Raw genomic sequence first — 25,964 nt, forward strand, 5'->3', positions numbered from 1 at the left:
GACCGCGTTACTCACTTGGAAGCGGTTAAACCCTGGCGGCAAACACCGCCTGATGCGCCCGGCATTGCTCAGCCGTCAACATGAACACGCCGTGCCCACCGCGCTGGAACTCCAGCCAGGCAAAGTCCACTTCCGGGTACAACGCCTCGACGTGAACCTGGCTGTTGCCCACCTCAACAATCAGCAAGCCTTTCTCGGTCAAGTGATCTGCCGCCTCGGCCAGCATCCGCCGAACCAGGTTCAAACCGTCATCCCCGCAAGCCAGGCCCAGTTCCGGCTCGTGCTGGTATTCATCCGGCATGTCGGCAAAGTCTTCGGCATCGACATAGGGCGGGTTGGACACGATCAAGTCAAAACGCTGGCCCGGCAAACCATCAAAACCATCGCCCTGAACGGTATAGACCCGCTCGTCGACGCCATGGCGCTCGATGTTCTGGTTGGCCACTTCCAGTGCTTCGAAGGACAAGTCGCCCAGCACCACTTCGGCGTTCTGGAACTCGTAGGCGCAAGCAATACCGATGCAACCGGAACCGGTGCACAGGTCCAGAATGCGTGCTGGCGGTGTGCCAAGCCACGGTTCGAAGCGGTTTTCGATCAGTTCGCCAATCGGTGAGCGTGGAATCAGCACGCGCTCATCGACGATAAACGACATGCCGCAGAACCAGGCTTCCTTCAACAGGTAGGCGGTCGGCACGCGCTCATGGATGCGGCGGTGCAGCAAGCGTTGCACGTGGGAGATTTCCTCTTCTTCCAGGTTGCAATCCAGGTAGCTGTCGGCAATTTCCCACGGCAGGTGCAGGGCGCCGAGCACCAGTTGCCGAGCTTCGTCCCAGGCGTTATCGGTGCCATGCCCGAAAAACAGGTCTTCCCCATGGAAACGGCTGACGGCCCATCGGATGTGGTCGCGCAAGGTGCGCAGGCGAGAAGTGATCACGGGGGCAAGCTCCTGGAAAAAACGACCGGCGATTCTAACAGTCTTAAGCTGTACCGACGATGTACGAAAAAACCCTTTGCCGCACGTCGGATTTCATCTTAAACGTGGCTTTTGCCTAAACGTAGTGACCTATTGACATCGCTACACGCCAACAACGGCGTACCTTACGATGGTAGCGATTCACAGAAGCGCTCAGCCAGAGGACAATGTCACAAAAGCCCCACTCACAGGAGCCCCAGAATGTCCGTTCCAAAGACGATGTTTCAACTCAGCGGTCGTGGTTACGCAGCGGCGAACCTGAACCATGCGACCCTCGTGATCATCGACGCCCAGAAGGAATACCTCAGCGGTCCCCTCGCCCTCTCGGGCATGGACGCGGCTGTGGAAAACGTCAAGCAACTGGCCGCTGCCGCGCGCAACGCCGGGCGCCCGATCGTGCATGTGCGCCACTTGGGCACAGTCGGCGGGCTGTTTGATCCCCAGGGCGAGCGCGGTGAATTCATTCCAGGCCTCGAGCCCCAGGCCGACGAGACCATCATCGGCAAGCTGCTGCCAAGTGCCTTCCATGGCACTGGCCTGGAGAAGCACCTGCAAGACCTCGGTTCCCTGGACCTGATTGTCTGCGGCTTCATGAGCCACTCCAGCGTCAGCACCACCGTGCGTGCGGCAAAGAACCTGGGCTTTCGCTGCACCCTGGTAGAAGACGCCTGCGCCACCCGCGACCTGCCGTACAAGGGCGGCATCCTCAGCGCCGACCACGTGCAGCAGACCGAAATGGCCATCATGGCCGACAACTTCGCCACCCTCGCCTTGACCAAAGATCTGATCTGATCGACCTTCGATGAGCGGGTAGCCGCCCGCTCATCCGCAAATACCTGTCATTTGCTGCAATTGCCTCTGTACCCGGAACAACCTGTGTATCTTCCGGTCGAAGGGCCGATACCCTGGAGGAAAGGTCGGAATGAAGATATCCGATGGTTTTGATGCTCGTCGCTTGCGCCCCAAGGGCCCGAGCAACTGGCGTCTGCGCATCGGCGCCGGCTTTGCCGCGCTGTTTGCGATCGTGGGCGTGCTGCTGGCAATTGCCGGTGCCGCTGGTTTGTCTGGACATTCACCGGCTTTGGGCGAACTGAACGCCAGCCCGGGCGGTTCTGCAATACTGTTGGTGATCGGCCTGCTGGTGCTGTGGTTCGGCGTCTGGCTGTGGCGCCGTTGCCGTCGGCGCATGCGCCAGCCCCTGTCACTGAACATCGCCTCGCACCTGATGAAAAAGCACGACTGATGGCGTACAGATAGCGTTTGTTGCGCATCAAGCCGCCGCGATTAGGTAAACTGCCCGCCCTTCGCGGAGGCTGACATGCAAGACGACGATTTTTCCCTATTCAAGAACGAGCTGCGCGGCGTCAAGCCGATCAAGCACGATCGCGCCGAGACCGGCAAACCCAAGACCGACCGCGCCCAGATCGCCAAGCTGCGCCAGGCCGCGACCGTGCGCACGGACGCCACCACCGTGGACGGCCTGTCGGATCAGTTCGTTATCGATGTAGGGCCCGAAGACGAGCTGATGTGGGCCCGCGACGGCGTGCAGGAAAGCCAGATGCGCAAGCTCAAGGTCGGCCAGATTCCGTTCGAAGGCAGCCTCGACCTGCACGGCATGACCGTCGAAAAAGCCCGCGAAACCCTCTGGGCGTTCCTCGCCGAAGCCACCAAATTCGAAATCCGCTGCGTGCGCGTCACCCACGGCAAGGCTGTGCGCCTGGACGGTAAGCGGCCGATGATCAAAAGCCACGTCAACACCTGGCTGCGCCAGCACTCGCAAGTGCTCGGTTTTACCTCATGCCAGCCACGTCACGGCGGCGCTGGTGCGGTGTATGTGATGCTCAAGCGCACCATGATGGAAGGCCGCGACGAGTAACAAGTGCCATCGTCAGGCTTGCAGCGATGTGTTGGCCGCCGTACCCTTGCCCTTTGCGAAAACCCTACTAGGTAGTTTCATGTCCCTGGAACAGAATTACACAGAGATCCTTGGCCAACTCGGCGAGGACGTCTCCCGCGAGGGCCTGCTCGACACGCCAAAACGTGCAGCCAAGGCCATGCAGTATCTTTGCCGCGGTTATGAACAGACCCTCGAAGAGGTCACCAACGGTGCCTTGTTCAGCTCTGACAACAGCGAAATGGTGCTGGTCAAGGACATCGAGTTGTACTCGCTGTGCGAACACCACCTGCTGCCGTTTATCGGCAAGGCTCACGTCGCGTATATCCCGAGCGGCAAAGTGCTGGGCCTGTCGAAGGTCGCGCGTATCGTCGATATGTATGCCCGCCGCCTGCAGATCCAGGAAAACCTCAGCCGCCAGATCGCCGATGCGGTCCAGCAGGTCACCGGCGCCCTGGGCGTTGCGGTGGTGATCGAGGCCAAGCACATGTGCATGATGATGCGCGGTGTGGAGAAGCAGAATTCGTCGATGATCACGTCGGTGATGCTGGGTGAGTTCCGCGAAAACGCGGCGACCCGCAGCGAGTTTCTCAGCCTGATCAAGTAATACGCAGCACCTGGAAAAACCGGCGTTCATCGCCGGTTTTTTTTCGCCTGTGAAAAATCAGGTAAGCTGCGGCCCCTTAAGTCTAGGGCAAGAGGTTTATAACCGTGTTCGTTAAAGCGCTTCGAGTAGGCCTCGGCCAGATCATCATCTTCGGCGACTTCATCACCCGCCCGCGCAAGCAACAACGCCCGGCGAGCGCCCAAGCCCTGGTTGACCAGGCGGCCAAGGACCTGACGCTGTATCAATTCCACGCCTGCCCGTTCTGCGTGAAGACCCGCCGCACCCTGCACCGCCTGAACGTGCCGGTGGCCTTGAAGGACGCGAAGAACAACGAACAGGATCGCCAGACCCTGCTGGAGCAAGGCGGCAAGATCAAGGTGCCGTGCCTGCGCATTGAAGAAAACGGCCAGACCACCTGGATGTACGACTCCAAGGTGATCATCGATTACCTGGACAAGCGGTTTGCGGCGGTCTGAAGCCCGGCCACGCTTCCCCTGTAGGAGCGAGCTTGCTCGCGAAGGTCGCAAACGATAACGCGGGAAGCCTGGCACCCAGCGGGATTCTCAGGTTTTTCGCGAGCACGCTCGCTCCTACAGGGAGCGCAATTCAATATCCAGTAATGCAGAGCCCAGGCACTTGCCATGGGCATCCAGCGCCAGCGACCGCGTCACCCCACCCCGCAAGATCCCCGGCAACACGAAGTTCAGCGCCTGCACATTGGGCAGCTCATAACGCCGCACCGGTGCTGCGCCCTCCTCCAGTAACGGCGCAAAAAACGCCGCCACCGCCTCAGCCGTCAATTGCTCGCAGAGCAGCGGATAGTCCTCGGCCCGATACGCAATGATCGAGATGTTCGAGGTGTCGCCCTTATCGCCGGTACGCGAATGGGCCAGGGTATGCAGCTTCATGACTCGATCCTCGGGTTGACCGCATTGCGCGCCAGCAATAACGACGCCACCGCCACCACCTGGCGCAGGCTCTTGCTCGCGCCACCGCCGCCGGAGGGGCCGTTGGTGTAGAGGGTTTCCACTTCATTGCCGACGCGCACCGCCTCGCTGCGTTCTTCGCAGCGGGCGGCAACGCGCAGGCGCACTTCCCACGGTTCAACAGTGCTGCGCGGGCCGTGCAGGGAGTCGATGCCGATCAATTCGGCACGCACGTCCTGCATGCGCACGCCGGTCAGTTCCAACCGTTTGAGGACTACATCGCGAGCCAACTGCGCACGGGCGATCGCACCCGGGCCGCCGTAGGAAATCTGACCCTCGCCGATCCAGCCATCCAGATACCCGACACTGACTTTCAACTGCTCTGGCCTTGGCCGTCCACTTGCGCCATGGGCTCGCACCCGGTCCACGGCTTCTTCGGTAAACGCCACCCCGGAAAAATCCGCGCACACGTCCGGCGTAAGGTAGGCGGCCGGATCATGCACTTCGTAGATCAGTTGTTCGGTGCACGTGGCCCGGCTGACCCGCCCACCGGTGCCGGCGACCTTGGTGATCAGTGCCTCGCCGTCGGCATCAATCTCGGCCAACGGAAAGCCCAGGCGTGCCAGGTCGTCCACGTCCTTGAAACCCGGATCGGCAAAGTAGCCACCGCTGACCTGCCCGGCACATTCCAGCAAATGCCCCACCAGCGTGCCACGTCCCAGGCGTTGCCAATCATCGCCAGCCCAACCGAATTCGAACATCTGCGGCGCCAGGAACAACGAAGGGTCTGCCACCCGGCCGGTGATCACCACGTCGGCATCGGCGCGCAACGCGTCGATAATGCCGTCGGCACCCAGGTAGGCATTTGCGGAAATCAGCCGATCGCCCAATGAGCCAAGGGTCTGGCCGTTGTCGAGCAACTGCTCCGGCTGGCCCCGCAGGGTCTCAAGCACGTCATCGCCAATCACCGCCAGCACCTTGAGGTTCAGCCCCAGCTCACTGGCAATCCGGCGCACTTCCACTGCCGCCGCCACAGGGTTGGCCGCGCCCATATTGGTAATTACCCGCAAGCGCCGGCGCCCGCCGGGCTGGCCGACAAAGGGCAGCACGCGGCGCATGCGCTCACTCAGCAGCGGGTCGTAACCGCCTTGTGGATCGCTGATCCGCGCCTGTTGCGCCAGGGCGATGGTGCGTTCAGCCAGGCATTCGAAGACCAGGTAATCCAGGTCGCCCTGTTCGGCCAATTCCACCGCAGGCTCGATACGGTCACCGGAGTAGCCGGCGCCGGAACCGATGCGCAAGGTTTTCATGTCAAATCACTCCCAGGAGCAAAGCCGTCAGGGTCATCAACACCGACGCGGCAAACAGAAAGGGGATGGTGAAGCGCTGGTGATCGGCCAGTTCGATCTTGCACAGGCCCACCAACAGGAAGGTCGCGGGCGTCAGCGGGCTGACCGGGAAGCCGGTGGTGTGCACGCCCAGCAACGAGGCCTGGGCCACTTGCAGCGGGTCGACGCCCAGGGCTTTGCCGACTTCGGCAATCACCGGCATCACGCCGAAGTAGTAGGAGTCGGGATCGAACAGCATGCTCAACGGCATCGACAGGAAGCCCACCACCGCCGGGATCAGCTTGCCGTGGCCCGCCGGAATCTGCGCCACCGCCACTTCGGCGATGGCCTTGAGCATGCCGGTGCCTTGCATGATGCCGGTGAACACACCGGCGGCGAGCAGGATGCTGGCCATGGTCAGGGCGGTTTTTGCGTGGGCATCGATCCGCGCGCGCTGGGCGTCGACGTTCGGGTAGTTGATGCACAACGCCACCACGGTGCCGAGCATGAACATCACCACCGGGTCGACCCAACCGGCAATCATCACCACCATCACCAGCACCGTCAGGATCAGGTTGACCCAGAACAGCCGCGGGCGACGCAGGGCAATGTCCTCCTCGCTGAGCACCCGTTGCGGCACGGCGTCCACACTGGAACCGGCGCCCAGCCCCAAGCGTTTTTCTTCACGGTGGCCCAGCCACCAGGCGCAGGCAAACACAAAGACCAGGCCGACGATCTGCACCGGGATCAGCGGCTGGAACAAGTCCGCCACCGGCACATGCAACGCCGCCGAAGAGCGCAACACCGGGCCGGTCCATGGCAGGAAGTTGACCCCGGCCGCCATCGCCGCCACACACGCGAGGATGCGTTTATCAATCCCCAATCGCGTATACAGCGGCAACATCGCCGGGATCGTCACCAGGAAGGTCACCGCGCCGGAGCCGTCCAGGTGCACCAGCAACGCCAGGGTCGCGGTACCGACGACAATCCGTGTAGGACGCGTCCCTACCGTGCGCAGGATGCGATCAATGATTGGATCCAGCATGCCGGCATCGGTCATGATCCCGAAAAACAGGATCGCGAACACAAACATGCCCACCACGGGGGCGACGTTCTTGATGCCGGTGATGATGAAGGCGCTGGTTTGCAGGCCGAAACCGCCGAGCAGCGCGGCGATGATCGGCAAGGCGATCAGGGCCACCAGTGGCGACAGGCGTTTGCTCATGACGGCAGTGAGCAGGCACAGGATGGTGATGACACCCAGGGTAGCGAGCATGGGGTAACTCCAGAACGGCGTTTTCGGCCGGTTATTGTTTTCCTGGAGTATTGGAATCGCGTTAGGCTTTGTAAATTGGAATATTCGGCACTCCACATTCGAAAAAACAAAACGTTCGAGCAAAATAAAAATGAAAAATTCGATCCAGCATATCCAGGCGTTTCTCACCGTAGCCCGCACGGGCAGCTTCACCAAGGCGGCTAACGAACTGCATCTATCGCCCTCGGCACTGACCGTCCAAGTTCAACAACTGGAGGAATGGCTCGGGGTTGCCCTGCTCGACCGCAGCCCGCGCCACGTCAGCATCACCGCCGCCGGCCTGGACGCACGCGGGCCGATGGAGAAGCTATTGCTGGACCTGGACAACATCGTCACCGGCTCCCGCGACCTTGCGGCGCTACGTCGAGGCGTGGTGACCATCGCCGCCCTGCCCTCCGTGTGCGCCGGTGCATTGCCGCCTGCCCTGCGTTTGTTTCGCGAGCGTTTTGCCGGGATCGAGGTGCGCTTGCATGACCTGGTGGCCCATCGCATTCATGCGCAAGTGCGTTCGGGCGAGGTGGATTTCGGCATTGGCGTGCGGGCGCGGTTGAGTCATGGGCTGGCGTTTGTGCCAGTGCTGAATGATCGGTTATGTGCGTTCGTGCCGCTGGATCATCCGCTGACTCGCTTTGCAAAGTTGAGCCTGGAGCAACTGGCCGAGCAGCCGATCATCCTCACCGGCCGCGACAGCAGCGTGCGGGAACAGGTGGACGCGTTGTTCGACGAAACACGCCTGACGATGCTCGCGGGGATGGAGGCCAACTACATGTCGACCGTGTTGGCGTTGGTGCGGCAGGGCTTGGGGATCAGTGTGTTGCCGGAATCGGCGGCGGACAGCCTGGAAGGGTTGAAGCGGATTATGATTAATCATCCGGGGGTGAACCGGGAGATCGGGTTGATCAGTCGGAGTGGGCAGCCGTTGAGCCCGGCGGCAGAACGGTGCTTCGAACTCTGTAGGAGCGAGCTTGCTCGCGAAGAACGTTAACGATAACGCGGGGCACTTGATACCCCGCGGGGTTCTTGCGTTTTTCGCGAGCAAGCTCGCTCCTACAGTAGAAGACCGGTGATCAGCCCAGCATCGGCACATGCTTTGGATGGCTGGCCACGCGCTTCAACCACGCCTGCACACCCGGATAAGCGCCCAGGTCAAAACCACCCTCATCCGCCACATGGGTGTAGGCATACAGCGCCACATCGGCAATCGAGAACTGGTCGCCCACCAGGTACGGCGTCAACTGCAACTGACGCTCCATCACCTTCAGGGCTTTATAACCGCCCTTGTGCAGCTTCTTGTATTCCTCCAGCCGATCTTCCGGCAGCCCCAGGTAAAACTGGATAAACCGCGCAACCGCAATATACGGTTCATGGCTGTACTGCTCGAAAAACTGCCACTGCAGCACTTGGGTGCGCAGGCGCGGTTCGGTGGGCAGGAACTCGCTGCCGTCGGCGAGGAAGTTGAGGATCGCATTGGATTCCCACAGGCAGGTGCCGTCTTCGAGTTCCAGCACCGGGATCTTGCCGTTGGGGTTCTTGGCCAGGAACTCTGCGGTCTGGGTGTCGCCGTTCAGGATGTCGACATTGATCCACTCATAGTCGATGCCCAACAAGCTGAGCATGAGTTTGACCTTGTAGCAGTTGCCCGATTTGTAATCGCCGTAAACCTTGTACATGGAGGCTCCCCTATGCCGCTTGCGCGTGCTGTGCTTGACGGACCACCGCGGCAAGACGCTTGAGACCTTCGTCCAAACGCGCCGGGTCGATATGGCTGAAATTGAGCCGCAGGTGACCGTGATGGTTATCCGGCTCGGAAAAGAACGGCTCACCGGGCATGAACGCGATGTCCTGGTCGAGCGCAGGTGCCAACAAGGTGCGGGTATCGAGCGGCTGTTTCAAGGTCAGCCAGAAGAATAATCCGCCCTGGGGTATTTGCCAGTCGGCCAGGTCGCTGAAATGCCGCGCCAGTGCAGCCTGGAATGCATCGCGGCGGCCTCGGTAGAAACTGCGCAGTTCCACCAGGTGGTGCTGGTATTTCTCGGTGCCGATCCATTGCATTGCCTGCCACTGCCCAACGCGGTTGGTGTGCAGGTCCGCCGACTGCTTGAGCTTGAGCAGGTGCGGGAACAGGTCCGGGCTGGCGATCAGGTAACCGACCCGCAGGCCGGGCAACAACGTCTTGGATACGGTGCCGGTGTAGATCCAGCTGGCCTTTTTCAGCCGGCTGACGATGGGTTGCGCGCTGCCGCCGTCGAAGGTCAGTTCGCGGTAGGGCTCGTCTTCGATCAGGGTCACGCCGAACTCGTCCAGCAGCGCGGCGACGGCCTCGCGCTTGGCCTCGCTGTAGCGGACCGCCGAGGGGTTCTGGAACGTCGGGATCAAGTAGACGAAGGACGGACGATGCTGCTCAAGGCTGCTGCGCAGCGCCTTCAGGTCCGGACCGTCCGCTTCAAGCTGCACGGTCAGGCACTCGGCGCCGAATAGCTGGAATATCTGCAACGCCGCGAGATAAGTCGGGCCTTCCAGCAGGATTTTGCTGCCTTTGTCGATATACAACTTGGCCGCCAAATCCAGGGTTTGCTGGGAGCCGCTGACCACCATGACCTGGCTGGCCTGGCACGCAATACCCAGCCCCCGCGCCTCGGCCGCCAGCAACTCACGCAACTGCGGCTCGCCTTCGCTCATGCCGTACTGGCCAATATTCAGCGGCATGCCTTCCCAATCCAGCTTGGGCAGCATCACTTCGGCCGGCAGGCCACCGGCGAAGGACATCACCTGCGGCTTTTGCGCCGCCGCGAGGATTTCACGGATCAAGGAGCTTTTGAGGCGCGAAACACGTTCTGAGAAGGCCATATGGGTCACCGGTAGCGAAGCCTGAGGAAAATACGTCAAACTGGTTGACCGAAATTACGACGACTTGGGCAGATACGTCAATATGCTTGACCTTAAAAACCAGACCAGCCAACAAACCGCCATGGAAGCCTTCTTCTTCGGCTACCAGGCGTTCACCGCCAAGGCCGACGAAATGCTTGAGCGCCGGGGCCTGAGCCGGGTGCATCAACGCATCGTGTTTTTTATCGCGCGCTACCCGGCCTTGAGCGTCAAGGAGTTGCTGGAATTGCTCGGCGTGAGCAAACAGGCGTTGAACATGCCGCTGCGCCAGTTGCAGGAGATGCACTTGGTGAACAGCGTGGCGTCCGAGACCGACAAACGTAAGCGCCTGCTGGAGTTGACCGAAGAAGGTCAGCGTTTCGAACAATCCCTGCGTCGCGAGCAAGTGAAGCTTCTGCAACGGGCGTTTGCCGAGGCTGGCGAGACGGCAGTAGAGGGCTGGCTGGCGGTAAACAAGGCACTCGGCGGCCAATCCTGAATTGCCTTTCATCCTTTTCGCACACAAAATAGAAAACATTATTTGCTTTATTTGTATACAAAAGCATAATTCGCTTCGTGCGAGTTCCTGACCTATTGGTCAACAAAACCCGCTGGTACCTCAAAGCGCTGCTGCCCACTCATGTGTCCGGCGCTGGAAATAACAATAAAACTCTTGAGGAGTACTTGCTGTGGAAAGCCGCAAATCCGAAGCCCCTACGCTCGACCTCTCGCCAACCCACAACGGTTGGCTGGAACGCCTGTTCAAACTCCGCTTGCATGGCACCACAGTGAAGACCGAGCTGATCGCTGGCCTCACGACCTTTATCACCATGGCCTACATCATCTTCGTCAACCCCAACATCATGGCCGACGCCGGCATCGATCACGGCGCGGCGTTTGTCGCCACCTGCATCGCCGCCGCACTGGGTTGCCTGTTGATGGGGCTCTACGCCAACTGGCCGGTAGGCCTGGCACCAGGCATGGGCCTGAACGCGTTTTTCACCTACACCGTGGTCGGCACCATGGGCTACAACTGGGAGACGGCACTGGGTGCGGTGTTTATCTCCGGTGTGTTGTTCATGATCCTGACGCTCTCGCGTATTCGCGAGTGGCTGCTCAACAGCATTCCGGTGAGCCTGCGCCACGCGATGGGCGCAGGTGTCGGACTGTTTCTCGGGGTGATCGGCCTGAAAACCGCCGGCATCATCGTGCAAAGCCCGGCCACCCTGATCAAGCTCGGCTCCCTGCATGAGCCCGCCCCGCTGCTGGCGGCGATCTGCTTCCTGTTGATTGCGATCCTCAGCTACCACCGGGTATTCGGCGCGATCCTGATCAGCATCATCGCCGTGACCCTCGCCGGTTGGGGCCTGGGCCTGGTGGAGTACCACGGCATCCTCGCTACCCCGCCAAGCCTGGCACCGACCTGGATGGCGATGGACGTGATGGGCGTGTTCAACGTCAGCATGATCAGCGTGGTGTTCGCCTTCCTGTTTGTGCACATGTTCGACACCGCCGGCACCTTGATGGGCGTGGCCCAGCGTGCAGGCCTGGTGAATGCCGATGGCAAGATCGAAAACCTCTCCCGCGCCCTGAAAGCCGACAGTGCTTCCAGCGTGTTCGGCGCCATGGTCGGCGTGCCGCCAGTCACCAGTTACGTGGAAAGCGCCGCCGGGGTTGCCGCCGGTGGCCGTACCGGGCTGACGGCCGTTACGGTTGGCGTGTTGTTTATCGCCGCGATGTTTTTTGCGCCGCTGGCTGGCATGATTCCCGCTTATGCCACCGCAGGCGCGTTGATCTATGTGGCGATGCTGATGATGAGCGGCATGGCTCACATCAACTGGGACGACGCCACCGACAGCATTCCGGCGATCGTCACGGCGATCATGATGCCTCTGACCTTCTCCGTCGCCGATGGCATCGCGTTGGGTTTTATCACCTACGTGGCGCTGAAGGCCGGCACGGGTAAACACAAGGAAATTTCCATCAGCCTGTGGGTGCTGTGCGCGATCTTCATCGCCAAGTTCGCGTTCCTGTAGGCCAACTGGCTTGACCCTGCCTCACCCCGTCGGGTGGGGCTTTTGTACGAATGGAGGAATGCAATGAGTCTGGAAACCTGGCTGCTGTTCAGCGGCGCTGCGCTGGTGGTGATCCTGATCCCCGGCCCCCTGTCCTTGCTGATGATCAGCAACAGTTTGAACTACGGCTTGCGCCGTTCGTACCCGGCCTTTCTCGGTGGGGTGATTGCTTCCATCTGCCTGTTGAGCGCCTCGGCGCTGGGCTTGGGCGCGTTGTTGTTGGCCTCGGAGCAGCTGTTCAGCGCCCTGAAGATCGTCGGCGCGCTGTACCTGTTTTATCTTGCCTGGCAGAGCTGGCAGCAATCGCGGCAGCCGTCACTCGGTGCCGACGTGCCGCAAGTGGCCGCCACCCCGCGTTTTCGCGCGCTGTTTGGCCGGGCCTTTGTGCTGGGCGCCAGCAATCCGAAAGACATCCTGTTTTTCGCCGCCTTCCTGCCGCAGTTTCTCAGTGCCCAGCAGGCCTTTTTGCCGCAGCTGCTGATCATGATCGCCACCTGGACCGTGCTCGACCTGCTGTGCAAACTGGCCTATGGCTTGGGCGCCCATGGCGCTGCGCGGTATCTGCGCAGCGGCAAGGGCCAAAGCTGGTTCAACCGGGTCAGTGCCGGGTTGTTTTCCGGAGCCGGCGCAGCGTCGTTGCTGAGCCGTTAGCATTGCCCATCAAAACGGTATCAGTTTGACGAAGAACACCGTGACGCCGGAACCCTCGGTACGTTGTATGCCGGCGATAATCCGCACCAGGCGCCGCTCCTCCAGCGCTTTGAGGACAGGGTGATAGCGCTCGGCCTGAAACATGATTGTCGACTGGCCAGCACTGCGAAACCACGCATCGGACAGCTGCAACATATTGCGGGATTTCAGGGTAATGCTGGGCGACTCCACCCATCGCGTCAGCACGAAATAGAGGTTGCTTGACTTCGGATGGGTGCAGACGAAGTTATAAAACAGCGGGGAGCCGCCTTTGTACAGTCGTCGAACCGAAAACCCCTGTTGCTCCAGCACCTGCTTGACCATCAGTTGCGCGGCGATAGGCCTGGCGTGGCTGATGGACGTATTGTTGAGGACAGCCGGGTCAAGCGGTACGGGCAGTTGAAAGTCCAGGCGCTCCAGCCCGGGAACAACCCCCTCCCTTCCTATATTGACGCTCTTATGACCTCGGCGAACAATCGGCCTGAGCATGCGCAACAAGTCATCCGTCTGGCCCACCGCTCTGGGTATTGGAGGCAACCAGTCGTCCAGTGTCAGACGAATATTGAGGAGGCGGGTCGCGGTCATTGAGCGACCGGAATCAGCCAGCTCCACCAGACGCTCAGCCACGAAGCGATTACTGGAAGGGGTTAAACCGGGGAACGCGTACCTCACAGATTCGTCGAGGGGCCTGGCGAATAATGGCTCACGTGGCACCCACAACCCATCAGCGCCAAACATTGCGGGAACGGGTTGCTCGCGCACATCCGGTAGCAGCCAGCGCATAAACCCGTGACGCGGCTCTGCAGCGACCACCTCGGGTTTTTTGATAAACACGATACTGTCCGACGCCTTGGAGCCGCTGGGTAACAGTTCATAGAAATTCGCCCCCAGCTTTATCGCATCGAAGGGTTCGTCCCCCTGAACCCGATACAACCGCCGAGTTGCGGAAGTCTCTTGTGTCACCCGCCTCTGCAGCGACCTCCCCCAGCCCTGCCAATGGCTTGAGGCCAATACCGGTTGCCGGGCTATCAGGTCAGTATGAGAAGCCGGCGGGGCAACCCATTCGGTTGCCGGCGTTTGCGCCTCCCAAGGCCTGTGAATACCTGAACTGGGCCCAGGCCGCGGCTCGGGGGCATCGGCGCCCAACAGCCGTTCACCGGACTGTTCGATGTACAAAACCAGCTCATCCTGAGCGTCGTTCCGCGGGCTCTTGAGCCGCAGCGCCCGCTCGTTGCGGCGTCGGTAGACCGGATACGCCTGGCCGTCATCCAACACAAACTGTTCGCCAGCCTTAACAAACGTGCCCTTGTTTACCGGCCCGTGCAGCGCGACGGCCCCATCCACCGGTAACGCTTTCTTGAATCCTTCAAGGCCCTTTACCCCCCACGCAGGGACCGTCAACCCCAGGTTGGAAAACCCAGCCTGGCGAAGCTGGATAAGGTTCATCACCGACGTCCTGGCCTGCAACCCAGGCTTCGGCGTGCCCTTGGCAGAAGGCAGCAACATCAGCGCCACATCGGCCAACAGAATCAACACAGCAAACCCGACACCTACGCCATCCGCAGGATCACCGCTGTGGTGAAACCGCCGGGCCGCCAGAAGCACTTCATAAATATTGACGCCGATGCTCACGCCCGGGATAAACGACAATATTCCCCGCACTCGCGCTTCCGATTGCTCGCCCAGGCGCCATTTGCGATAGCTCGCCAGCGCTTGCTGGGAATTGGCCATGGCCCGCACTTCCCGCCGTAAGCCCAGCACGTGGGCATGGGCCAGGATGCTCAAGATGTCACTGGCGCCGGTAGCCGTGAGCCCCAACCAGTGCTGCGGCGCCTGCTCGTGCTGCTCGTTGATCTCCTGCTCGATCTCTGCCAAGTGACTGGCGGGAAACTCCCGGCGGCGTTTGAACCAGCGCACCAACCCCCCGACAAGCTGCGCGGCCTTTACCCAGTAAGACTCCTGAAACAGATCGAACACTGAAGTAGCGGCACCGCGCCAATCGATAGTCCCGAACGCAGGCTCCATGGGTACCGGATAACTGCGCAGCGCCTGGTGCTCCCAACCAGGAGCGATGTGCCGGGCCAGGTGCTGACGGTTTTGCGGCGTGCCGGCCATGTTCATCAGCGCCTGCTGTGCCGCTTCCAGGCTCGCATGTTCGCTGAGGGGCGGATGACCGGCTATGTGCGGCCAATAAAGCAGGGTTTTGGCCGATAGCCGATCATGAATGACCAACACACCGGCGATGTGCCGGGGCTGTTGCAAGGTAAACGCCGCAAGGTGTGGGCAAAACAGCTGCAACTGGTGGCCGTTTTTCTGCAGGTCCTGTGGCGTCTTTGCCGCCAGTGCAGTGGAGAAAATGCTCTGCGCTGCGTCGCTTAACCCTTGTTGCCGGGCGCTGAATAACTCCAGGCGTGCAAGCTGCGCCAGCGGTCGCTGGACCAGCGCCTGGAACAGTACAGGCGAGCTGGATGCGTAGAACACCTGATCAATCATTTGCTCGTACGCACCCGCAAGATCCAGGCTGGCGATCAGCTTGACCAGTTTGTCAGGGGGCAAAAGCCGCTGTACCTGCGGGTCCAGGTAGCTGCCGCGCTTCAAGCGCCATTGTGTCCAGGGGGCCTCTTCATCCAGATTGTGCAACGCCAGTTGCAGCAGGCTGTAGGTGTGGCGCTCCTTGCTGACCACCACCCGTATGCCAGAATCCCCAGCCGGGCGCTGCGGATGCGATTCCCAATGAGTGCTGACATCATCGGGCATATCCAGCAGCGGTTGATCGATGTCCAGATGAATCAGGCCTTCACGGCTCAACTGCGCCAACAGGTTTTTGCGAGCAAAGGTTTGCAGGCTCGGCAACATCTTAAGCAGCTGTTCTTCAAGCGCCTGGACGCTGGTCAGATAATGGATGTAATGGCCCTGATAACGTTTGCGCAGGGCACGGGGCGCGGTGGTTAGCCATGCGGGGAAAGCGTTTGTCCGGGCAGCCGCCAGCCGTAGCAGGCTGACATTGGCCAAAGCCATGGCGCGGGCGGCGCTGGTGGGCAGGTGCAGGTTGTCTGCCAACTCACGGGCCAGCAAGGTGTGCGTCAGGGTCGGGTCTGTGACCTCACTGAACGGCTTGGCACCCTGCGCCACCCAGCGTTCGACTCGCGCCTGGCACTTGATCTGCTCCTTGAAACTGTCCGCTAGCACATCAGCCCCCATCAACTGGAATGACACGAACATTGCCTGTGTGCCAAGTGCTGCAACCAAGGCCTTCGCCTGCGCTCGTTCATCGCGCCCTATACAACGCCACAACATCGAACCATCCGGGCTCTTGAGGCTGGCATCAATACCAACCTGTAGCTCATCCAGAGACTCGAACGCCTGCAACCCTCCATCAATGCCCGGCACCTGCAACAGAACGGGATGCCTGGCCTGCGGTTGGACGAGGGCTTGCACAGTGGTGACGACAAACACTCCCACCAACCGATACAGCGGTTGCCCACTGCGCCCCACAGACAGTTGCACGACGCGGGTGCTGCGGGTGCTGTCCTCAGCCGGGGCCCGCCATGCAAGGGCTTCACTCAGTGCGGCCAGGTTATCTTCACTGATCAGGCCCAACCGGTATTGCAGTTGCGCATCCTGGAGCAGGGCCTGGCTGCGAGCGAGCAGCCACTGTGCGGCTCGATGCCGCGAAGCTCCCGCAGGCACATACATCCAGAAGGCTTTTTTCCCCAGTTGTGACGTGTGCCCCTCCAGCAGCAGCCGCACCGTCTCAGCCTGCTGCTGCCACTGTGTCTGCAACGTGATAAAAGCGCCAAAAGGTTGGTGATCGCGGCTCCAATCGGCGGGATCCAGCAACGCCAGAAGCCCCTGCTCATGACGCCGCACCAATGCCTCCCGAGTGCGAAAGGCCATGCCTGCACCGAGCCCTGCGCAGGTGATGTGCCCTGTTCGACGGTAACCATCCCAGCCCAGTAACTGCTCAACGGCGATGCTCAGCCCAGGCATGTCCGGAGCCCCGTGCCGACTGCGCTCAATCAGCCGTAAACGCTGCGCAGGGCTCATGTCACATCCCTGGCCCACCTTGTCTGTCAGCCAGGGTGCGTAACGGGAATCGATGCTCGCCCATTCGTTATCGCGCTGGGTGTGCAGTTGCGCCAACGCACTCTGACGCAGGGCATCAGCGGTCAATATCGGCGCGCGGCGAACGCTGAAAGCCTGCACCGTGCTATTCACATCCAACGCCAGTTCATGTCGATGCACCAGAGGCAGGCATTGCCAAAGTAAGGCGCGTTGCGCCCCGTTTATCACCTCTGGTAATCGATGTTGCAGCTGTCTCAGGCTGTCGAACTCATGAAAGGGCTGCACTGACGCAGGCAGGTAAACCACCTGTCGATTATTCAGCCCGTCGCCACTGCGGTAGAGGTGCAGGGCCCCGGCGACCGAAACACCCCCGGCAACATCGCAAGGCCAGAGCAAGCCGCTGACCTGCAACCGTTCCCAGGCACCGCCCGCAGCCAGGCGCGTTGACACGTCAGGGGCGTCCACCAGCTCCAGGACCATGGCCAACCCATGGTCTGACAACATGCACAGCCCATGAGCCAGCAACGCACGCTGGGCAAATACCTCGGTGCACAACTCAACCCACCGCGCTTCACGGTCCAGCGCACTACCGGGGGCCAGGCCCTGCCAATAACCCGTGGTGGTTGCCCGGATATCTGGTGGCACGCCCAGTGCGAGAGTTTGCGTCGACGCCGCGCGCACCCATCGCCGCAGGCTGGGTGCACGGAGCATCAGGCGACGCAGTGCCTTGGTCGATTCGGCGCAACGTACCTGAGCGAGCTGCAACTGGTTGATGAATTGGCTGGGTGCGTTGTGTCGGCCGAGGCGGCGAGTCAGGCCGTCGCGAATCTTTTGCTGCCAGACGAAAGTGTCGGGATCTGTAGCCATGTCACTATCGGCTCCTGATTAAAAATCCGAGCGTAAGCAGCTTGATCATGCGGCGGGCTTTACATAGATAGGGCCCGATCACCCGACGAAAAAAAGCCCGCAGTGTGAGCGGGCGAAAAACCAACGAAGAGCTTTGGGGGTGTGAAGCGCGGTGACGACTCAGCTACCGCGATAGGTGGAGTAGCTGTAAGGCGAAATCAGCAAAGGCACGTGATAGTGATCCTGTTCGGCACTGATGCCGAAGCGCAGTACCACCACGTCGAGAAACGCAGGTTCGGGGAGTTGCACACCGCGGGCGCGGTAGTAGTCACCGGCGCTGAACTGCAACTGATAGACACCGCTGCGGTAGTCATCGCCTTGCAGCAGAGGTGCATCGCAACGGCCGTCGTTGTTGGTCAGGGTGCTGGCCACCAGTTCAAGCTGTGTGCCCTCGACACGGTACAACTCAACCTTGATCGCGCTGCCAGGGCAGCCGTGCGCGGCGTCCAATACGTGTGTGGTCAAACGTCCCATAGCGTCTGCGCGCCTCCCGAAGTCAGTAAAGTGAAAGACCGCACCTTTTCAGGTCACTGAAAAAGCCGGCAATGACTGATTAAGACACTTTTCAAAAAAATTGTACACAATAAATTCAACAAACCCGCTATACGTTGCTGACGCCGATACTGTAGGAGCGAGCTTGCTCGCGAAGATCGTTAACGATAACGCAGCGCTTCAGAGGTAACGAGGCGCTCTCAGGTTTTTCGCGAGCAAGCTCGCTCCTACAGTAAAGGAGGTTTTTTTCAATATAGCTGACCAGTCAGGCAGGTTTCTTGCAGTGCTATTCTGCAAAGACCCTGCGGAAAAAATGCAGAAATACAGGCTTACAAAGTGCGCACTAAGTTGTATACAATCAGTCATCGCTGTGACGCCACCCCAGTCTTTTCGCTGCCCGGCCGCCACACACACCGTTACCACGAACAAGAAGGAAGACTGCAGTGAGCGCTGACTACCCACGCGACCTGATCGGTTACGGCAGTAACCCTCCTCACCCACACTGGCCAGGCAAGGCCCGTATCGCCCTGTCGTTCGTACTCAACTACGAAGAAGGCGGCGAGCGCAACATCTTGCACGGCGACAAAGAGTCGGAAGCCTTCCTGTCCGAAATGGTCTCGGCGCAACCGCTGCAAGGCGAGCGCAACATGAGCATGGAATCGCTGTACGAATACGGCAGCCGGGCCGGCGTGTGGCGCATCCTCAAGTTGTTCAAGGAATTCGATATCCCGCTGACCATCTTTGCCGTGGCCATGGCCGCCCAGCGCCACCCGGACGTGATCCGCGCGATGGTCGCCGCCGGCCACGAAATCTGCAGCCACGGCTACCGCTGGATCGACTACCAATACATGGACGAGGCCCAGGAGCGCGAGCACATGCTCGAAGCGATCCGCATCCTCACCGAACTCACCGGCGAACGCCCACTGGGCTGGTACACCGGGCGCACTGGCCCCAACACCCGGCGGCTGGTGATGGAGGAAGGCGGTTTCCTCTACGACTGTGACACCTACGACGACGACCTGCCCTACTGGGAACCCAACAACCCGACCGGCAAGCCGCACCTGGTGATCCCCTACACCCTGGACACCAACGACATGCGCTTCACTCAGGTCCAGGGTTTCAACAAGGGCGACGACTTTTTCGAGTACCTCAAAGACGCGTTCGACGTGCTGTATGCCGAAGGCGCGGAAGCACCGAAGATGCTCTCCATCGGCCTGCACTGCCGCCTGATCGGCCGCCCGGCGCGCCTGGCTGCACTCAAGCGCTTTATCGAATACGCCAAGGGCCATGACCAGGTGTGGTTTACCCGCCGCGTCGACATCGCCCGTCACTGGCATGACGTACACCCTTTCCAGGGAGCCGCCAAATGACAGCTTTCCAGACCTTGAAACCCTCGACCCTGAGCCGCGACGAGTTCGTCGCAGCCTTCGCCGACATCTACGAACATTCGCCATGGGTGGCCGAAAAGGCCTTCGACCTGGGCCAGGACGCTTCGATCGACGAGATCGAAACCCTGCACCAGCGCATGAGCGACATCCTGTTGAGCGCCGATCACACCAGTCAACTGGCCCTGATCAACGCTCACCCGGACCTGGCGGGCAAAGCTGCCGTCCAGGGCCAGTTGACCGAAGCCAGCACCCATGAACAGGCTGGCGCCGGTATTCACCAATGCTCGAGCGACGAGTTTTCGCGCTTCACCGAGCTGAACGATGGCTACAAGGCCAAGTTCAAGTTTCCCTTCATCATGGCGGTAAAAGGCAGCAACCGGCATCAGATCCTCGCCGCGTTTGAAACGCGCATTCACAACTCGGTGGAAGCCGAGTTCAAATGCGCGCTGGCCGAGATCAATAAAATCGCGTTGTTCCGATTACTGACCCTTTAGCAGACCTGGCCCGAGCGGTTCATGAACGCCCAGGGCCTGGCGAGCATCCCAAGCCACTTACTTTAAGGCAGACAAGAAGAATGAAAGCTTACGCCGTACCTTTCGAGAAGTTCGTCAACCTGGCCGACGCCCGCCTGGGCACCAAGATCATCTCTGTTACCGATGACTGGTTCGCCGACGCCAACCGCCTGTTCCAGCCGACCCCGGCCGTGTGGAAGGAGGGCGTTTTCGATGACAACGGCAAGTGGATGGACGGCTGGGAGTCGCGCCGCAAGCGCTTCGAAGGCTACGACAGCGCGGTGATCCGCCTGGGCGTACCGGGTTCGATCAAAGGCGTGGACATCGACACTTCATTCTTCACCGGCAACTTCCCGCCATCGGCGTCCCTGGAAGCCTGCTTCCTGGCGTCCGGCGAGCCGGACGACAACACCCAGTGGGTTGAAGTGCTGTCGGCTGTAGAGCTGCAAGGCAACAGCCATCACTTCCACGAGATCAACAACGACCAGGCCTTCAGCCACCTGCGTTTCAACATCTACCCGGACGGTGGTGTAGCCCGTCTGCGTGTGTACGGCATTCCGTTCCGCGACTGGTCGGCGGTGGGCGACAACGAACAAGTCGACCTGGCAGCTGCATTGAACGGCGGCCGTGCACTGGCCTGCTCCGATGAACACTTCGGGCGCATGAGCAACATCCTCAACCCGGGCCGTGGCATCAACATGGGCGACGGCTGGGAAACCGCCCGTCGTCGTACGCCGGGCAATGACTGGGTCATCGTCGCACTGGGCAACCCGGGCGAGATCGAGAAGATCGTGGTCGACACCCTGCACTTCAAGGGTAACTACCCGGACACCTGCTCGATCCAGGGCGCATTCGTGAAGGGCGGCACCGACAGCCAGATCGAAACCCAATCGCTGTTCTGGCGCGAACTGCTGCCGGCGCAGAAACTGGAAATGCATGCTGAACACACCTTTGCCGAGCAGATCAAGGCGCTGGGCCCGATCACCCACATTCGTCTGAATGTGTTCCCGGATGGTGGTGTGAGCCGCCTGCGGGTTTTGGGCAAGGTCTCGAAGTAAGCGGTGAACCTGTGGCGAGGGAGCTTGCTCCCGTTGGGCTGCGCAGCGGCCCCAATAAAACCTATTGTGTTTTTTCAGGTAAAACACAGTGGCTGGTTTAGGGGCCGCTGCGCAGCCCAACGGGGGACAAGCCCCCTCGCCACAAGAACAGTACAACCCTATAGAACCGGATTAAGAAGACAGCCATGCGCACACTGATGATCGAACCCCTGACCAAAGAAGCCTTCGCCCCTTTCGGAGACGTTATCGAAACCGATGGCAGCGATCACTTCATGATCAACAACGGGTCGACCATGCGCTTTCATAAACTGGCGACGGTGCAAACCGCCACGCCAGAAGATAACGCGATCATCAGCATTTTCCGCGCCGACGCGCAGGACATGCCGCTGACCGTGTGCATGCTGGAACGACACCCGCTGGGCAGCCAGGCTTTCATCCCGCTGCTCGGCAACCCCTTTCTGATCGTGGTCGCGCCACTTGGCGATGAACCTGTATCGGGCTTGGTCCGCGCCTTCGTCACCAACGGCAGGCAGGGCATTAATTACCATCGCGGCGTCTGGCACCACCCGGTGCTGACGATCGAAAAGCGGGATGACTTCCTGGTGGTTGATCGCAGTGGCACAGGCAACAACTGCGATGAGCATTTTTTTAAAGAGGATGAGCAGTTGATCCTCGCCCCCCACCAATAAGAGAAGGTCTGATCACTCGACGACAGAGTGACAGGCGAGAGGTAAAGACTGTGGAAGCACATTTGATGGAATGGCTGAACCTTAGCGTGCGCTGGGTTCACATGATTACCGGCGTCGCCTGGATCGGCGCTTCGTTCTACTTCGTCTGGCTGGAAAACAACCTCAATCGCGTCAACCCCAAGGACGGTCTCGCCGGTGACTTGTGGGCGATCCACGGTGGCGGTATCTACCACCTGGAAAAATACAAACTGGCCCCGCCGACCATGCCGGACAACCTGCACTGGTTCAAATGGGAAGCCTATTTCACCTGGATGTCCGGCGTCGCGCTGCTGTGCGTGGTGTTCTACGCCAACCCGACGCTGTACCTGCTGGCCCCGGGCAGCAGCCTGACCGGTCCGGAAGGTGTACTGCTGGGCATTGGCTCGCTGTTTGTCGGCTGGTTCGTCTACTCCTTTCTCTGCGACTCGGCCCTGGGCAAGCGCCCTGCCCTGCTCGGCCTGATCCTGTTCGTGCTGTTGATTGCCGCTGCGTATGGCTTCAGCAAAGTGTTCAGCGGCCGTGGTGCGTACCTGCATGTGGGCGCCGTGATCGGCACCATCATGGTGGGCAACGTGTTCCGCATCATCATGCCGGCCCAGCGTGCGCTGGTGGCGGCGATTGCAGAAAACCGCACACCCGACCCGGCACTGCCGGCCAAGGGTTTGCTGCGTTCGCGTCATAACAACTACTTCACCTTGCCGGTGCTGTTCATCATGATCAGCAACCACTTCCCGAGCACCTACGGCAGCCAATACAACTGGCTGATCCTGGCAGGTATCGCGGTGGCGGCGGTGTTGGTGCGTCACTACTTCAACACCCGTCACAACAGCCAGAAATATGCCTGGACCTTGCCCGTAGGCGCACTGGCGATGATTTGCCTGGCGTACGTGACCGGCCCAAAACCGGTGGCGACTGCACCGGAAGTGGCCAAGGCACCCGCGGCCATCGAGTACCAGCCACTGCCGGAAACGGCGCTGGGTGGCGGGCTTAAACCGGCTGCACCCGCGGCACCTGCACCAGCGCCTGCCGAAGCAGCACCGGCCCAGGCCTCGATTGATTTTGACAAGGTCCACGGGGTGATTCAGGAGCGCTGCGCAGTGTGCCATTCGGCCAAGCCGACCAGCCCGCTGTTCAGTGCCGCACCGGCGGGTGTGATGTTTGATACGCCGCAGCAGATCCAGCAAATGGCCCCGCGCATTCAGGCGCAGGCCGTGGCCAGCCAGATCATGCCGCTGGGCAATATCACTCAGATGACCCAGCAGGAACGGGACTTGATTGGCACCTGGATCAATCAGGGGGCGCGTACCAACTAAACATCGGCCCCCTCCCCTGTAGGAGCGAGCTTGCTCGCGAAAAGCTCAAGGGCAACGCGCTCAAACTGGATGCGCGCGTTATCGTTGACGACCTTCGCGAGCAAGCTCGCTCCTACAGGGATCAAGGGCAGCGCTACCGGCAATCGAATGCCGAACAACACAACAATAAAAAGATCCGAGGTGTTGCATGTCCCAGCTAGAAACGCAGACTCCTGCCGCGCCCGCCATGGTGCGGCTGCCCCTCTTGCAACTGATTCTGGTAGGCCTGCAACACGTCTTGCTGATGTACGGCGGCGCCGTCGCCGTGCCTTTGATCATCGGCCAGGCCGCAGGCTTGAGCCGTGAAGAAATCGCCTTCCTGATCAACGCCGACCTGCTGGTGGCGGGCATCGCAACCATGGTCCAGTCATTCGGCATCGGCCCGGTGGGCATTCGCATGCCGGTGATGATGGGCGCCAGTTTCGCCGCGGTCGGCAGCATGGTCGCCATGGCGGGCATGCCCGGCATCGGCCTGCAAGGGATCTTCGGCGCGACCATCGCCGCCGGTTTTTTCGGCATCTTGATCGCGCCGTTCATGTCCAAGGTCGTGCGCTTCTTTCCGCCGCTGGTGACCGGCACCGTGATCACCGCCATTGGCCTCTCGCTGTTTCCCGTCGCGGTCAATTGGGCCGGCGGGGGCGCGGCGGCGTCCACGTTTGGCTCACCGATTTACCTGGCGATTGCCGCGCTGGTACTGGCCACCATCCTGTTGATCAACCGTTTCATGCGCGGCTTCTGGGTGAATATCTCGGTACTGATCGGCATGGCTCTGGGCTATGGGTTGTGCGGGATGATCGGCATGGTCGACCTCAGCGGCCTGGCCCAGGCACCGTGGGTGCAAGTGGTGACGCCACTGCATTTCGGCATGCCGAAGTTCGAGTTGGCGCCGATTCTGTCGATGTGCCTGGTGGTGGTGATTATCTTCGTCGAGTCCACCGGGATGTTCCTCGCCCTGGGCAAGATCACCGGCCAGGAAGTTACGCCGAAGATGCTGCGTCGCGGCCTGTTGTGTGATGCCGGCGCGTCGTTTTTTGCCGGCTTCTTCAACACTTTTACTCACTCCTCGTTCGCGCAAAACATCGGCCTGGTGCAGATGACCGGTGTGCGCTGCCGTTCGGTGACGATCATGGCCGGGGCGTTTCTGATTGTGCTGAGCCTGCTGCCCAAGGCCGCGCTCCTGGTAGCGTCGATTCCGCCCGCAGTGCTGGGCGGCGCGGCGATTGCCATGTTCGGGATGGTGGCGGCCACCGGGATCAAGATCCTCCAGGAAGCCGACATCGCCGACCGCCGTAACCAGTTGCTGGTGGCGGTGAGTATCGGCATGGGATTGATCCCGGTCGTGCGTCCCGAGTTCTTTGCGCAGTTGCCACTGTGGATGAGCCCGATCACTCACAGCGGCATCGCCATGGCCACCCTCAGCGCGCTGTCGCTGAACCTCTTGTTCAACATTCTGGGCGGCGCCGAACGCGCTGCCGCAAGCGAACACGCACACCAACATTGATTCCTGCGTCACAACAAAAACAATAACGATCAGGGAATACACCATGCACGCCATTCACCCGGGGCCGGCTACCCGCCGTGCCCCACTCTCGCCCCGCGCGCTCTGTAACGGCGCACTTGAGCACCCGCCTCGGAGTCAGTATTCTCGGCGCCCGCTCAAATCGACTCAAAAAAAAACAGCGAATGTAAAAGCTGACTGCAAGGCCAACTTATCCGGGCCCCAAGTCCGCAGCCAACGTGTGCAAAAACTCTCCGAATTCGACTGTGGTCATCACAGCCGACGGGGATTTTTTGGCTTTTTAAACACCTTGGCGCAGCTCTTGCTAAAAGCATTAAAGCTGACCGAACAGACGATTTTTGCGGCAAGCAAAAAGACGCCACACCAGAGCGTCCGCTTAGAAAAAAAACCAGAAACCTTTACCTCGGGAGCAACCGAATGAAACGTACTGTGAACAGCCTGATGCTGGCAGGATCCCTGCTGGCCGGGGGCCAGGCCATGGCCGGTGATCTGCTGCAGTGGCAGAACAACAGCCTGACTTATCTGTGGGGCAAGAACTTCACCGTTAACCCGCAGATCCAGCAAACCGTAACCTTCGAACACGCCGATGCGTGGAAGTACGGCGACAACTTCTTCTTCCTCGACCGCATCTTTTACAACGGCAAGGAAGACGGCAACGTCGGCCCAAGTACTTACTACGGCGAGTTCAGCCCACGTTTGTCGTTCGGCAAGATCTTCGACAAAGACCTGTCGTTCGGCCCGATCAAGGACGTGTTGCTGGCGTTCACCTACGAGTTCGGCGAAGGCGACAACGAGTCGTACCTGGTGGGTCCTGGTTTCGACTTGGCAATCCCCGGCTTCGACTACTTCCAGCTGAACTTCTACCAGCGCCAGACCGAAGGCAATCGCCCGGGTGATGGCGTGTGGCAGATCACGCCGGTGTGGTCATACACGATTCCGGTGGGCAACTCCAATGTGCTGATCGACGGGTTTATGGACTGGGTCGTGGATAACGACAAGAACGCCCGCGGCACTTACCACGCCAACCTGCACTTCAACCCGCAGATCAAATATGACCTGGGCAAGGCGCTGCATTGGGGCGATAAGCAGTTGTATGTCGGTATCGAATACGACTACTGGAAGAACAAGTACGGGATCCAGGACAGCGGCGCGTTCGAGACCAATCAGGACACCGCGAGTTTGTTGGTGAAGTACCACTTCTGATGTTTCTCCTGTAGGAGCGAGCTTGCTCGCGAAGACCGCAAGAACACCGCGCCTATTCTGAATAAACG

25 protein-coding genes and 1 pseudogene are annotated in these 25,964 nt (G+C 60.4%); 18 read left to right on the top strand and 8 right to left on the bottom strand.

Annotated features, from left to right (window positions below; all coding sequences use genetic code 11):
* Window positions 1-25: 25 nt before the first annotated feature.
* The gene (gene prmB, locus SNL23_RS14650; RefSeq protein WP_167662521.1) at window positions 26-934 is read right to left on the bottom strand and encodes a 50S ribosomal protein L3 N(5)-glutamine methyltransferase; all 909 of its coding nucleotides are present in this window, start codon (window positions 932-934) and stop codon (window positions 26-28) included.
* A gap of 240 nt (window positions 935-1,174) precedes the next feature.
* Between prmB and SNL23_RS14655 the strand changes: the two genes are divergently transcribed.
* The 5 genes from SNL23_RS14655 to SNL23_RS14675 all read left to right on the top strand — a co-directional run bounded on the left by SNL23_RS14655 (window position 1,175) and on the right by SNL23_RS14675 (window position 3,950).
* A complete protein-coding gene (locus SNL23_RS14655) occupies window positions 1,175-1,765 on the top strand; it encodes a cysteine hydrolase family protein (protein ID WP_076017397.1) in 591 nt (196 codons plus the stop codon).
* 130 nt (window positions 1,766-1,895) lie between these two features.
* Complete coding sequence (locus SNL23_RS14660) at window positions 1,896-2,216, top strand: hypothetical protein (protein WP_076017396.1); 321 nt, start codon at window positions 1,896-1,898, stop codon at window positions 2,214-2,216.
* A gap of 75 nt (window positions 2,217-2,291) precedes the next feature.
* Complete coding sequence (locus SNL23_RS14665; protein WP_010176067.1) at window positions 2,292-2,849, top strand: Smr/MutS family protein; 558 nt, start codon at window positions 2,292-2,294, stop codon at window positions 2,847-2,849.
* A 79-nt stretch (window positions 2,850-2,928) separates the two neighbouring features.
* Window positions 2,929-3,474: a GTP cyclohydrolase I FolE gene (folE, locus tag SNL23_RS14670; RefSeq protein ID WP_024076633.1), complete on the top strand. Its 546-nt coding sequence runs from the start codon at window positions 2,929-2,931 to the stop codon at window positions 3,472-3,474.
* 104 nt (window positions 3,475-3,578) lie between these two features.
* Complete coding sequence (locus SNL23_RS14675; RefSeq protein ID WP_076017394.1) at window positions 3,579-3,950, top strand: glutathione S-transferase N-terminal domain-containing protein; 372 nt, start codon at window positions 3,579-3,581, stop codon at window positions 3,948-3,950.
* Between the two features lie 114 nt (window positions 3,951-4,064).
* On the opposite strand, the gene SNL23_RS14680 is transcribed toward SNL23_RS14675, so the two are convergent.
* Genes SNL23_RS14680 through SNL23_RS14690 form a run of 3 tightly spaced genes read right to left on the bottom strand, consistent with a single transcriptional unit; the run spans window position 4,065 to window position 7,004 of the window.
* Window positions 4,065-4,382, bottom strand: a complete 318-nt coding sequence (locus SNL23_RS14680; protein WP_076017393.1) for an AtuA-related protein — start codon at window positions 4,380-4,382, stop codon at window positions 4,065-4,067.
* Window positions 4,379-5,710: an acyclic terpene utilization AtuA family protein gene (locus SNL23_RS14685; protein ID WP_076017392.1), complete on the bottom strand. Its 1,332-nt coding sequence runs from the start codon at window positions 5,708-5,710 to the stop codon at window positions 4,379-4,381. The genes SNL23_RS14680 and SNL23_RS14685 overlap by 4 nt, the downstream gene beginning before the upstream one ends.
* Before the next feature lies 1 nt (window position 5,711).
* Window positions 5,712-7,004, bottom strand: a complete 1,293-nt coding sequence (locus SNL23_RS14690) for a CitMHS family transporter (protein ID WP_318302578.1) — start codon at window positions 7,002-7,004, stop codon at window positions 5,712-5,714.
* Between the two features lie 130 nt (window positions 7,005-7,134).
* Between SNL23_RS14690 and SNL23_RS14695 the strand changes: the two genes are divergently transcribed.
* Both SNL23_RS14695 and SNL23_RS14700 read left to right on the top strand, forming a co-directional pair.
* Window positions 7,135-8,028, top strand: a complete 894-nt coding sequence (locus SNL23_RS14695; RefSeq protein WP_318302579.1) for a LysR family transcriptional regulator — start codon at window positions 7,135-7,137, stop codon at window positions 8,026-8,028.
* Window positions 8,009-8,098, top strand: a pseudogene (locus SNL23_RS14700) (outer membrane lipoprotein carrier protein LolA); the annotation flags it as partial. The gene SNL23_RS14695 and the pseudogene SNL23_RS14700, both read left to right, overlap by 20 nt.
* A 12-nt stretch (window positions 8,099-8,110) precedes the next feature.
* Here the strand turns inward: SNL23_RS14700 and SNL23_RS14705 are convergent.
* Together SNL23_RS14705 and SNL23_RS14710 are read right to left on the bottom strand one after the other, a co-directional pair.
* Window positions 8,111-8,713, bottom strand: a complete 603-nt coding sequence (locus SNL23_RS14705; RefSeq protein ID WP_167662525.1) for a glutathione S-transferase family protein — start codon at window positions 8,711-8,713, stop codon at window positions 8,111-8,113.
* A 10-nt stretch (window positions 8,714-8,723) separates the two neighbouring features.
* Window positions 8,724-9,890, bottom strand: coding sequence for an aminotransferase-like domain-containing protein (locus SNL23_RS14710; RefSeq protein ID WP_318302580.1), 1,167 nt, complete (start codon window positions 9,888-9,890; stop codon window positions 8,724-8,726).
* Window positions 9,891-9,972: 82 nt separating this feature from the next.
* On the opposite strand from SNL23_RS14710, the gene SNL23_RS14715 reads away from it, so the two are divergent.
* From SNL23_RS14715 to SNL23_RS14725, 3 genes are all read left to right on the top strand, one after another.
* Window positions 9,973-10,407 (top strand): MarR family winged helix-turn-helix transcriptional regulator, encoded by a 435-nt coding sequence (locus SNL23_RS14715; protein ID WP_010176086.1) that lies wholly within the window; start codon window positions 9,973-9,975, stop codon window positions 10,405-10,407.
* A gap of 190 nt (window positions 10,408-10,597) precedes the next feature.
* Window positions 10,598-11,944 (top strand): NCS2 family permease, encoded by a 1,347-nt coding sequence (locus SNL23_RS14720; RefSeq protein WP_003212843.1) that lies wholly within the window; start codon window positions 10,598-10,600, stop codon window positions 11,942-11,944.
* A 63-nt stretch (window positions 11,945-12,007) separates the two neighbouring features.
* Window positions 12,008-12,634, top strand: a complete 627-nt coding sequence (locus SNL23_RS14725) for a LysE family translocator (RefSeq protein WP_076017386.1) — start codon at window positions 12,008-12,010, stop codon at window positions 12,632-12,634.
* Window positions 12,635-12,643: 9 nt separating this feature from the next.
* Here SNL23_RS14725 and SNL23_RS14730 read toward each other — a convergent pair whose 3' ends face one another.
* Both SNL23_RS14730 and uraH read right to left on the bottom strand, forming a co-directional pair.
* Window positions 12,644-17,605: a dermonecrotic toxin domain-containing protein gene (locus tag SNL23_RS14730; protein ID WP_318302581.1), complete on the bottom strand. Its 4,962-nt coding sequence runs from the start codon at window positions 17,603-17,605 to the stop codon at window positions 12,644-12,646.
* A gap of 159 nt (window positions 17,606-17,764) precedes the next feature.
* On the bottom strand, window positions 17,765-18,118 hold the full coding sequence (gene uraH / locus SNL23_RS14735) for a hydroxyisourate hydrolase (protein WP_010176091.1): 354 nt from the start codon (window positions 18,116-18,118) through the stop codon (window positions 17,765-17,767).
* Window positions 18,119-18,579: 461 nt separating this feature from the next.
* Here uraH and puuE point away from each other — a divergent pair, with 461 nt between their 5' ends.
* The 8 genes from puuE (at window position 18,580) to SNL23_RS14775 (ending at window position 25,896) form a co-directional block, all read left to right on the top strand.
* Window positions 18,580-19,506, top strand: a complete 927-nt coding sequence (gene puuE / locus SNL23_RS14740; RefSeq protein WP_093200029.1) for an allantoinase PuuE — start codon at window positions 18,580-18,582, stop codon at window positions 19,504-19,506.
* Window positions 19,503-20,018 carry a 2-oxo-4-hydroxy-4-carboxy-5-ureidoimidazoline decarboxylase gene (gene uraD, locus SNL23_RS14745; protein ID WP_076017383.1) on the top strand — a complete coding sequence of 172 codons (516 nt, stop codon included), beginning with the start codon at window positions 19,503-19,505 and terminating at the stop codon, window positions 20,016-20,018. Before puuE ends, uraD begins: the two co-directional genes overlap by 4 nt.
* 80 nt (window positions 20,019-20,098) lie before the next feature.
* The gene (gene alc, locus SNL23_RS14750) at window positions 20,099-21,094 is read left to right on the top strand and encodes an allantoicase (protein ID WP_076017382.1); all 996 of its coding nucleotides are present in this window, start codon (window positions 20,099-20,101) and stop codon (window positions 21,092-21,094) included.
* A 185-nt stretch (window positions 21,095-21,279) separates the two neighbouring features.
* A complete protein-coding gene (locus tag SNL23_RS14755) occupies window positions 21,280-21,783 on the top strand; it encodes an ureidoglycolate lyase (RefSeq protein ID WP_133098976.1) in 504 nt (167 codons plus the stop codon).
* Window positions 21,784-21,833: 50 nt separating this feature from the next.
* A complete protein-coding gene (locus SNL23_RS14760) occupies window positions 21,834-23,135 on the top strand; it encodes a urate hydroxylase PuuD (RefSeq protein ID WP_167662532.1) in 1,302 nt (433 codons plus the stop codon).
* Window positions 23,136-23,322: 187 nt separating this feature from the next.
* Window positions 23,323-24,675: a nucleobase:cation symporter-2 family protein gene (locus tag SNL23_RS14765; protein ID WP_167662533.1), complete on the top strand. Its 1,353-nt coding sequence runs from the start codon at window positions 23,323-23,325 to the stop codon at window positions 24,673-24,675.
* A gap of 43 nt (window positions 24,676-24,718) precedes the next feature.
* Window positions 24,719-25,114: a hypothetical protein gene (locus SNL23_RS14770; RefSeq protein WP_318302582.1), complete on the top strand. Its 396-nt coding sequence runs from the start codon at window positions 24,719-24,721 to the stop codon at window positions 25,112-25,114.
* Entirely contained in the window at window positions 25,111-25,896 is a 786-nt protein-coding gene (locus tag SNL23_RS14775) for an outer membrane protein OmpK (protein ID WP_076017378.1), read from the top strand. Before SNL23_RS14770 ends, SNL23_RS14775 begins: the two co-directional genes overlap by 4 nt.
* Window positions 25,897-25,964: the final 68 nt, after the last annotated feature.

This window comes from Pseudomonas sp. SED1 (genome assembly GCF_034044025.1).
In the GTDB taxonomy this organism is placed as follows: Bacteria; Pseudomonadota; Gammaproteobacteria; order Pseudomonadales; family Pseudomonadaceae; genus Aquipseudomonas.

Bases quoted from the DNA above. Each gene is read 5' to 3' on its own strand.
- SNL23_RS14685 (WP_076017392.1), bottom strand. From the start codon at position 5,710: ATGAAAACCTTGCGCATCGGTTCCGGCGCCGGCTACTCCGGTGACCGT.
- uraD (WP_076017383.1), top strand. From the start codon at position 19,503: ATGACAGCTTTCCAGACCTTGAAACCCTCGACCCTGAGCCGCGACGAG.
- SNL23_RS14705 (WP_167662525.1), bottom strand. From the start codon at position 8,713: ATGTACAAGGTTTACGGCGATTACAAATCGGGCAACTGCTACAAGGTC.
- SNL23_RS14665 (WP_010176067.1), top strand. From the start codon at position 2,292: ATGCAAGACGACGATTTTTCCCTATTCAAGAACGAGCTGCGCGGCGTC.
- alc (WP_076017382.1), top strand. From the start codon at position 20,099: ATGAAAGCTTACGCCGTACCTTTCGAGAAGTTCGTCAACCTGGCCGAC.
- uraH (WP_010176091.1), bottom strand. From the start codon at position 18,118: ATGGGACGTTTGACCACACACGTATTGGACGCCGCGCACGGCTGCCCT.
- SNL23_RS14710 (WP_318302580.1), bottom strand. From the start codon at position 9,890: ATGGCCTTCTCAGAACGTGTTTCGCGCCTCAAAAGCTCCTTGATCCGT.
- SNL23_RS14725 (WP_076017386.1), top strand. From the start codon at position 12,008: ATGAGTCTGGAAACCTGGCTGCTGTTCAGCGGCGCTGCGCTGGTGGTG.
- SNL23_RS14765 (WP_167662533.1), top strand. From the start codon at position 23,323: ATGTCCCAGCTAGAAACGCAGACTCCTGCCGCGCCCGCCATGGTGCGG.
- SNL23_RS14690 (WP_318302578.1), bottom strand. From the start codon at position 7,004: ATGCTCGCTACCCTGGGTGTCATCACCATCCTGTGCCTGCTCACTGCC.
- SNL23_RS14770 (WP_318302582.1), top strand. From the start codon at position 24,719: ATGCACGCCATTCACCCGGGGCCGGCTACCCGCCGTGCCCCACTCTCG.
- SNL23_RS14655 (WP_076017397.1), top strand. From the start codon at position 1,175: ATGTCCGTTCCAAAGACGATGTTTCAACTCAGCGGTCGTGGTTACGCA.
- SNL23_RS14715 (WP_010176086.1), top strand. From the start codon at position 9,973: ATGCTTGACCTTAAAAACCAGACCAGCCAACAAACCGCCATGGAAGCC.
- SNL23_RS14680 (WP_076017393.1), bottom strand. From the start codon at position 4,382: ATGAAGCTGCATACCCTGGCCCATTCGCGTACCGGCGATAAGGGCGAC.
- folE (WP_024076633.1), top strand. From the start codon at position 2,929: ATGTCCCTGGAACAGAATTACACAGAGATCCTTGGCCAACTCGGCGAG.
- SNL23_RS14755 (WP_133098976.1), top strand. From the start codon at position 21,280: ATGCGCACACTGATGATCGAACCCCTGACCAAAGAAGCCTTCGCCCCT.
- SNL23_RS14730 (WP_318302581.1), bottom strand. From the start codon at position 17,605: ATGGCTACAGATCCCGACACTTTCGTCTGGCAGCAAAAGATTCGCGAC.
- SNL23_RS14695 (WP_318302579.1), top strand. From the start codon at position 7,135: ATGAAAAATTCGATCCAGCATATCCAGGCGTTTCTCACCGTAGCCCGC.
- SNL23_RS14775 (WP_076017378.1), top strand. From the start codon at position 25,111: ATGAAACGTACTGTGAACAGCCTGATGCTGGCAGGATCCCTGCTGGCC.
- SNL23_RS14660 (WP_076017396.1), top strand. From the start codon at position 1,896: ATGAAGATATCCGATGGTTTTGATGCTCGTCGCTTGCGCCCCAAGGGC.